The organism is Streptomyces sp. (assembly GCF_035563135.1).
Taxonomy (GTDB): Bacteria; Actinomycetota; Actinomycetes; order Streptomycetales; family Streptomycetaceae; genus Streptomyces.
The window spans coordinates 1-8,159 of record NZ_DATMVN010000729.1 but is presented as its reverse complement, the minus strand read 5'-3'; the positions used below and the strand labels follow the sequence as shown (position 1 = coordinate 8,159).

Annotated in this window: 5 protein-coding genes; 2 read left to right on the top strand and 3 right to left on the bottom strand. The window is 70.4% G+C overall.

The annotated features are described in order from the left end of the window. Window positions 1-685 (top strand): ABC transporter ATP-binding protein (locus VN520_RS32245; RefSeq protein ID WP_325750475.1); only part of this gene is annotated, 685 nt, incomplete at its 5' end. Between the two features lie 86 nt (window positions 686-771). Here VN520_RS32245 and VN520_RS32240 read toward each other — a convergent pair. From VN520_RS32240 to VN520_RS32230, 3 genes are all read right to left on the bottom strand, one after another. After that, window positions 772-5,802, bottom strand: a complete 5,031-nt coding sequence (locus VN520_RS32240; RefSeq protein ID WP_325750474.1) for an NAD-glutamate dehydrogenase — start codon at window positions 5,800-5,802, stop codon at window positions 772-774. Window positions 5,803-6,208: 406 nt separating this feature from the next. Then, window positions 6,209-6,880, bottom strand: a complete 672-nt coding sequence (locus tag VN520_RS32235; RefSeq protein WP_325750473.1) for an HAD family hydrolase — start codon at window positions 6,878-6,880, stop codon at window positions 6,209-6,211. A 95-nt stretch (window positions 6,881-6,975) separates the two neighbouring features. Continuing rightward, window positions 6,976-7,482, bottom strand: coding sequence for a DUF6912 family protein (locus tag VN520_RS32230; RefSeq protein WP_325750472.1), 507 nt, complete (start codon window positions 7,480-7,482; stop codon window positions 6,976-6,978). 284 nt (window positions 7,483-7,766) lie between these two features. Here VN520_RS32230 and VN520_RS32225 point away from each other — a divergent pair. After that, window positions 7,767-8,159 (top strand): Rv3235 family protein (locus VN520_RS32225; protein WP_325750471.1); only part of this gene is annotated, 393 nt, incomplete at its 3' end.

Here is an 8,159-nt window from a genome sequence, read left to right as displayed (position 1 = left end):
CCGGATCGTGTCGCGCCGGCAGCCCCGGGGCGCACGCCAGGTGCACGCGGTGAAGGGCGTCAGCTTCGCCGCGTACAAGGGCGAGGCCATCGGTCTGATCGGCTCCAACGGGTCCGGGAAGTCGACGCTCCTCAAGGCGATCGCCGGGCTGCTGCCCCCGTCCCGGGGCCGGGTGCACACCCAGGGACAGCCCTCGCTGCTCGGCGTGAACGCCGCCCTGATGAGCGACCTGACCGGAGAGCGCAACGTCGTGCTCGGCGGCCTCGCCATGGGGATGACGCGCGAACAGATCCGCGAGCGCTACCAGGACATCGTCGACTTCTCCGGCATCAACGAGAAGGGCGACTTCATCACCCTGCCCATGCGCACCTACTCCTCCGGCATGGGGGCCCGGCTGCGCTTCTCCATCGCGGCCGCCAAGAGCCATGACGTCCTGCTGATCGACGAGGCGCTGTCCACCGGCGACGCGAAGTTCCAGCGGCGCAGCAAGGACCGGATCATGGAGCTCCGCGAGGAGGCCGGCACGGTGTTCCTGGTCAGCCACAGCAACAGGTCGATCACCGAGACCTGCGACCGGGCGATCTGGCTGGAGGCGGGCACCCTGCGGATGGACGGGCCGACCAAGGACGTCGTCGCCGCGTACGAGGAGTTCACCGGGCCCGCGAAGGCCAAGCCCAGGAAGTGACGGGGTGAAGCCGTCCGCCGGACGGGCCTCGTCGGCCCGTCCGGCGGACGGCTTCCCTGTGTCGCGGCCCGGCCGGCCGCTCCGGGTCAGGCGTGGGTACGCAGCAGCGTCCGCATCGTCCGCATGGCCACCGACAGGTTCGCCAGGTCGAAGGACTCCGAGCTGCGGATCTCCTCCAGAGTGGCGCGCGAACGCGCCAGGATCGCCGCGTTCTTCTCCTCCCATGCCTTGAACCGCTGCTCCGGCGACGAGGTGCCGTTGCCGGCGGACAGCACGTCCGACGTGAGCGCGGCGTGCGCGGCGTACAGGTCCTCGCGGATGGAGGCGCGGGCCATGGACTGCCAGCGGTCGCCCCGCGGCAGTTCGATGATCCGGTCCATCAGCTGGGTGATGCCCAGCCGGTCGGCGAGGTCGTAGTACACCTCGGCGACGGCCAGCGGGTCCTTGTCCGTGCGGTCCGCGATCGCGACGATGTCCAGCGCCGGGAAGGCCGACGAGAAGCCCGCCACCCGTCCCGCCAGCTCCTCGGGCACGCCCGACGAGGTGAGCTCGTCGAGGATCGACCGGTACCAGTCGATGTCGGCACCCCTGAGCAGCTTGGGCAGCTCGCCCCAGACACGCTCGACGCCGTCCCGGAAGAACTCGATGGTCTCCGCGATCCCCACCGGCTGCGGCCGGTTGCCGAGCAGCCAGCGCGAGCCGCGCTCGACGAGGCGGCGCGAGTGCAACCGGATCCGGGTCTGCACCTCGGCGGCCACCGTGTTGTCGAGCGCCTCCACGGCGTCCCACACGGCGGAGAGGCCGAAGATCTCGCGGGCGGCGAACTGGGCCCGCACGATCTCCTCCAGGGACGCCCCGGTCTCCTCGCGCAGCCGGTGCAGGAAGGTCGAACCGCCGCTGTTGACCGTGTCGTTGACCAGCACCGTCGTGATGATCTCGCGGCGCAGCGCATGCCCGTCGACCGCGTCGGGGAACCGTTCGCTCAGCTGCTTCGGGAAGTAGGCGTGCACCAGCCTCTGCAGATGGGCGTCGTCCGGCAGGCTGGTGGAGATCAGCTCCTCGGCCGCCGTGATCTTGGTGTAGGCGAGCAGCACGGCCAGTTCCGGCTGGCTGAGCCCCTTGCCGTGGTTCAGCAGCTCACGGATCTGGCGGTCGTTCGGCAGGAACTCCAGCGCCCGGTCCAGGTGCCCCTCACGGCCGAGCCTGCGCATGAAGCGCTGGTGGGCGTGGAGGAGTGACGGCGCCTGGGCGCAGGCGTTGGCGAGCGCGGTGTTCTGCGCGTAGTTGTTGCGCAGCACGAGCTGTCCGACCTCGTCGGTCATCTCCGCGAGCACCTTGTTGCGCTGCTTCACGGTCATGTCGCCGTCCCGCACGAGACCGTTGAGCAGGATCTTGATGTTCACCTCGTGGTCGGAGGTGTCCACCCCGGCGCTGTTGTCGATCGCGTCGGTGTTGATCCGGCCGCCGGCCCGGGCGAACTCGATCCGGCCGAGCTGGGTGGCCCCCAGGTTGCCTCCCTCGCCGACGACACGGGCCCGCAGCTCCGCCCCGTTGACCCGGATCGCGTCGTTGGCCTTGTCACCGACATCGGCGTTCGACTCGGCCGTCGACTTGATGTACGTGCCGATGCCGCCGTTCCACAGGAGGTCGACCGACGCCTTGAGGATGTTCTGCATCAGCTCGGCGGGCGTCATCTTCGTGACCTTCGAGTCGATACCGAGCGCCGCGCGGATGTGCGCGTTGATCGGGATCGACTTGGCGGAACGCGGGTGGATGCCGCCGCCCGCGGACAGCAGGTCCTTGTCGTAATCCGCCCACGAGCTGCGCGGCAGGTCGAACAGCCGGCGCCGCTCGGCGTAGGAGGTCGCCGCGTCCGGGTCCGGGTCGATGAAGATGTGCCGGTGGTCGAAGGCCGCGACCAGCCGGATGTGCTCGGAGAGCAGCATCCCGTTGCCGAACACGTCACCGGACATGTCACCGACGCCGACGACGGTGAAGTCCTCGGTATGGGTGTCGTGGCCCAGCTCGCGGAAGTGCCGCTTCACGGACTCCCAGGCGCCGCGGGCGGTGATCCCCATGCCCTTGTGGTCGTAACCGGCCGATCCGCCGGAGGCGAAGGCGTCGCCGAGCCAGAAGCCGTAGGCGACGGCGACGTCGTTGGCGATGTCGGAGAAGCTCGCGGTCCCCTTGTCGGCGGCGACGACGAGATAGGTGTCGTCCCCGTCGTGGCGGACGACCTCCGCGGGCGGCACGACCTCGCCCGTCACCATGTTGTCGGTGATGTCGAGCAGCGCCGAGATGAAGATCTTGTAGCAGGCGATGCCCTCGGCGAGCCAGGCGTCACGGTCCACGGCCGGGTCCGGCAGCTGCTTGGCGACGAACCCGCCCTTGGCGCCCACCGGCACGATCACGGTGTTCTTGACCATCTGCGCCTTGACCAGGCCGAGGATCTCCGTACGGAAGTCCTCCCGCCGGTCCGACCAGCGCAGCCCCCCGCGGGCGACCTTGCCGAAGCGCAGGTGGACGCCCTCGACGCGCGGCGAGTAGACCCAGATCTCGTACGCCGGGCGCGGCGCCGGGAGATCCGGGACGGCCTGCGGGTCGAACTTCATCGAGACGTAGTTGTGCGGCTCGTGGTCGTCGGCCAGCTGGAAGTAGTTGGTCCGCAGCGTGGCCTTGATGACCGTGAGGAAGGACCGCAGGATCCGGTCCTCGTCCAGCGAGGCGACCTGGTCGAGAGCCCCGTCCAGCTCCTCCAGCAGCCCGTCCGTCAGCTCCGTGCCGGCCTTCTGGCGGGCCGGGGACATCCGGGCCTCGAAGAGGGAGACCAGCAGCCGGGTGGTGTGGACGTTGTTGCGGAGGGTGTCCTCCATGTAGTCCTGGCTGAACGTCGAACCCGCCTGGCGCAGGTACTTCGCGTAGGCGCGCAGCACCATGGCCTGCCGCCAGTCGAGACCGGCGCCCAGGACCAGCGAGTTGAAGCCGTCGTTCTCCGCCTCGCCGGTCCAGATGGCCGCGAACGCCTCCTGGAAGCGGTCCCGGGCGTCGTCGGCGAGGTAGTCGCCGTTGCCCGTGGCCTTCTTCGGCAGGCGCAGCCCGAAGTCGTAGATCCAGGCGTGGGTGCGGTCGGCGCAGCGCAGCTCGTACGGACGCTCGTCGACGACCTCGACACCGAGCTGCTGGAGCGCGGGGAGGACCGCGGAGAGCGAGACCTGCTCACCCGTCCGGTAGATCTTGAACCGGCGCTCTGCGGGGCCCGCGCCGACCGGCTCGTACAGGCTGAGCGCGAAGTCCTTCTGCTCGCTCTTGAGCGCCTCCAGGTGGACCAGGTCGGCCACGGCGGCACGCGGCGAGTGGTCCGCCTTGTAGCCCTCGGGGAACGAATGGCCGTAGCGGCGCATCAGCTCCGCGGCCCGCTCCTCGCCCAGCTCGGCGTTGAGCGCCTCCTGGAAACCGTCGGCCCAGGAACGGGCGGCCTCGACGAGGCGCGTCTCGATGCGGTCCGCGTCCGCGTCGGTGAGGTGCGGCAGCTCGGTGCCCGGCGGGACCCGGACGACGAAGTGCAGCCGGGAGAGGATCGACTCCGTGTTCCAGGCGGTGAAGTCGACGCTGGTGCCGCCCAGTTCCTCCTTGAGGATGTCGATCAGGCGCAGCCGCACCCCGGTGGTGTAGCGGTCGCGCGGCAGGTAGACGAGGGCGGAGTAGTAGCGCCCGTACTCGTCCTGGCGCAGGTAGAGCCGCAGCCGGCGGCGCTCCTGGAGGTACAGCACGGAGGTGACGATGGAGCGCAGCTGGTCGACGGGCGTCTGGAACAGCTCGTCACGCGGGTACGTCTCCAGGATCTGGAGCAGGTCGCGGCCGTCGTGGCTGTTGGGTGTGAAGCCCGCGCCCTCCAGCACCTCGGCGACCTTGCGGCGCACCACGGGCACCCGGCGCACCGACTCGGTGTACGCGGCGGAGGAGAACAGCCCGAGGAAGCGCCGCTCACCGACGACATTGCCCTCGGCGTCGAACTTCTTGACCCCGACGTAGTCCAGGTAACTGGGGCGGTGCACGGTCGCCCGGCTGTTCGCCTTCGTCAGGACGAGGAGCTTGTGCTCCCTGGCCTTGGCCCGGGCGTCCGCCGGCAGCCGGTCGAAGGACGGGCTCACCGGGTGCGCCTCGTCCTCGCTGTGCTTCGGGTCGGAGCGCAGGATGCCGAGACCGGTGCCGGGCACGGCCGTCAGCGCGTCGGACTCCCGGAGCTCGTACTCCCGGTAGCCGAGGAAGGTGAAGTGGTCGGCGGCGAGCCAGCGCAGCAGCTCGCGGGCCTCCTCGACCTCCTCGTCGCCCAGCTCGTCCAGGGGTTCCGCCGGGAGGTCGTCGGCGATGCGCAGGGCGGCGTCGCGCATCTTGTCCCAGTCCTCGACGGTCTCCCGCACGTCGGACAGGACCCGGAGCAGATCGGCGGTGATCTGCTTCAGGTCCGCGCGGTCCGTCTCCCGGTCGATCTCGACGTGGATCCACGACTCGACGAGCGCGTCGTGCGGCAGCTCCGCGCCGGCCTGTTCACGGCCGTCGGACCGCTTCGAACCGTGGGTCCGGGCCGGATCGTCGCCGAACACCTCGATCAGCTTCCCGGCGACATCGCGGCGGACGACGACCTGCGGGTGGATGACGAGGTGGATGCCGCGGCCCTGCCGGGACAGCTCGTTGGTGACCGAATCGACCAGGAAGGGCATGTCGTCGGTGACGACCTCGACGACGGAGTGGCTGCTCGTCCAGCCGTTCTCCTCGACGGTCGGGGTGTGCACCCGGACGTTCGCGGTGCCCTGCGGACGGTTCTCGGCGAGACGGTAGTGGGAGGAAGCAGCCCCGAAGACGTCGACCGGGTCGCGGCCGGTGATGTCCTCCGGAGCGGTGTGCAGGTAGTAGCGCTGGAAATAGGCGAGCAGTGCGTCCCGGCCGGTCCTGGCGCCGTCCTCTGCTCCGGCCCCGGCGCCGTCCCCGGCCGCTTCCGCGAGGTGCACCCGGAGGCCGCCTCCCGGGCCGCCGACACCACCGCCCGGACTGTTGTCAGCTACCCGGGCCGCCCGTACGAGCAGTTCGGCCTTGGCTTCGTCCAGCTTGGTCTGCATGTCCTCTGACTCCTGTCGCGCGCCGTTGCGTGACGTAGGTGAAAAAGACGACGTACCGCCACGACGCCGGGTTTCCGGTCTGCGTCGACGCTATGCCGCCTGGGGAGATGTCCGGGACCATATCGGCCATTTTCGGCAGACGGCCCGGGACGCGGAGATCACGCATCGCCCGGGTGCTGTGGCACTCCGGGCGCAGGCCGGGGGCTTCGCTGCCCCCGAGGCGTATCGCGCTGATCACCGCACCAGGCTATCCCTCCTGCACCCACAACCGTCATGAGCCGCATATGTACAAAAGAAGGCCTCGAACTTTGACACTCCGGACATCGCACGGGAGCCTTCCCGCGCGTAAGGAGACACCCGTGGGCAGATGTGCTCAGCCGGCCGCCCGGCCGAGGCCTGCCCGGCGTCAGTCCGCCATCGACTCGGCCAGCGCGACGGCCTCGGCCAGGGTGTCCACCACGGGCACCCCGGCCGCCTCCAGGCTGCTGCGGCTGTGCGAACCGCCCGTGTAGAGCACGGCGCGCGCGCCGACATGCGCGGCGGCCACGGCGTCGTCCACCGCGTCACCGATGACCACCGCGGATTCGGGAGCGATGCTCCCGAGCACCTCGAAGTGGCGCTCCATGTGCTGCGCCTTGCTGCCGCCGGAGGGACCGGTACGGCCGTCGACGCGTACGAAGTGACGCTCGATGCCGTAACTCCGCACCACCGGGGCCAGGTGCTCATGGCCGTACATGCTGAGCAGCGACTGGCTGCGACCGCCGAGCCGCCACCGCACCAGCAGTTCCTCGGCCCCTTCGGTCAGCCCGCAGGCCACCCGCTGCTCGGTGTAGTAGCGGTGGAAGAGACCGTCCATCCGCTCCCACTCGGCAGGGGTCGGCATCCTGCCCATGAGCCGCTCGTAGAACTTGGGTATCGGCACGCAGTACATCTCGCGGTACTGCTCCAGCGTGAGCGGCGCCAGGTCCACCGCCGCGAAGGCGGCGTTCGACGCCCCGAGGACCGCGTGGATGTCGTCGAGCAGTGTGCCGTTCCAGTCCCAGACCAGGTGTGTGCGGTGCTTCCCCGATGTCGCCATGGAGAGAAAATACTCGCCCGGTACGACAGGCGCCCGGCCACGCGCTCCCGGGCTCCCGGCCTCCCGAGCATCGGGGCGCTCGACCGCCCGGACGGTCAGGCGATCAGGCCGGGGATCTCCTGGATCCCGAACCACAGCAGCTCGTGGTCCTCCGCGCCGTCCACGGTGAACTGGGCGTCGTCGTCACCGAGGTCCGCCGCTCCCAGCGATGCGGCCGCCGCGGCGACGTCCTTCCCGGCGTCGGCCGCGTCCACGTGCACGGCGGCGGCCTTCGACAGTGCCACCGCGTCCGCGATCCTCACCTCGCCGAGCGACGACGCGTCCAGGACGTGGTCCGGATCGGCGACCGCGGCCCCCTCCGGCACGTCGAGAGCGACGACCACCCGGCGCCGGACCTCCTGCGGCCGGCCCGCGATCAGCCGCAGCGAAGCGGAGGCGGCCCGGTTGAGCGCCGCGTACTCCAGCTCCTCGATGTCGTCGGAGACGTACCACTCCCGCAGACCGGGCGTCACGGCATAGGCGGTCAGCGGCCCCGGGCCGACCTCGCCCGCCCTGTGCGCAGCGGCAAGACCGGAGAGGGTCAGGGGGACGTACACACGCATGGCTGACCGCTTTCGTAGTCGATGACGCACTCAGGATACGTGCGGCGTCCCTCCTTCGGGGTTGCCGATCCGCCCGCCGCTGTCCACCGCGTGACACCCGTCACCCCCGCCGATCCCTTGAGGCGCGGGGCCCGCCACCCGGATAGGTGATCCCGTTCCGTACCGGATCGTCCGCTTCCGCCGGTTGCGGGGCCGCCGACCGGACCCGTAGAAGATCCCCAACAGAAGTTACCGCCCGGTATTCGCCTGGGCGACGGACAAGCACAGCCACGGGGGCTATGAGCATGAGCACGGACAGGACGAGGCCGGCCGGACGACGCGACCGCAGCAGGCCGGGCACCGTACCTCCGCAACGGCCCCGGCGGCCGCTGCACCCGCACCAGTGGTTCGCCCAACGCCTGCTCGCCGTCCTCAGCGGACAGCGCCCGGTGCACTGGATGCTCGGCCACACGATCGGCGAGGCCTACGACCAGCTCGCCGAGCTCGCCCCTGACGCACCGCTCGGCGCGGGCTGCCGGCGCCCGGTCGTACGCGCCTGCCACGGCACCCAGCCGGCCACCGGCGTGGTCGAGGCGTTCGCCAGCATCGCGACGGGCGACCAGGTCCGCGCCATGGCCTTCCGTCTGGAACAGGGCCCCGATCTGCGATGGCGCTGCGCCGCGATCGACCTGGGCGGC

Bases quoted from the DNA above. Each gene is read 5' to 3' on its own strand.
- VN520_RS32240 (WP_325750474.1), bottom strand. From the start codon at position 5,802: ATGCAGACCAAGCTGGACGAAGCCAAGGCCGAACTGCTCGTACGGGCG.
- VN520_RS32235 (WP_325750473.1), bottom strand. From the start codon at position 6,880: ATGGCGACATCGGGGAAGCACCGCACACACCTGGTCTGGGACTGGAAC.
- VN520_RS32230 (WP_325750472.1), bottom strand. From the start codon at position 7,482: ATGCGTGTGTACGTCCCCCTGACCCTCTCCGGTCTTGCCGCTGCGCAC.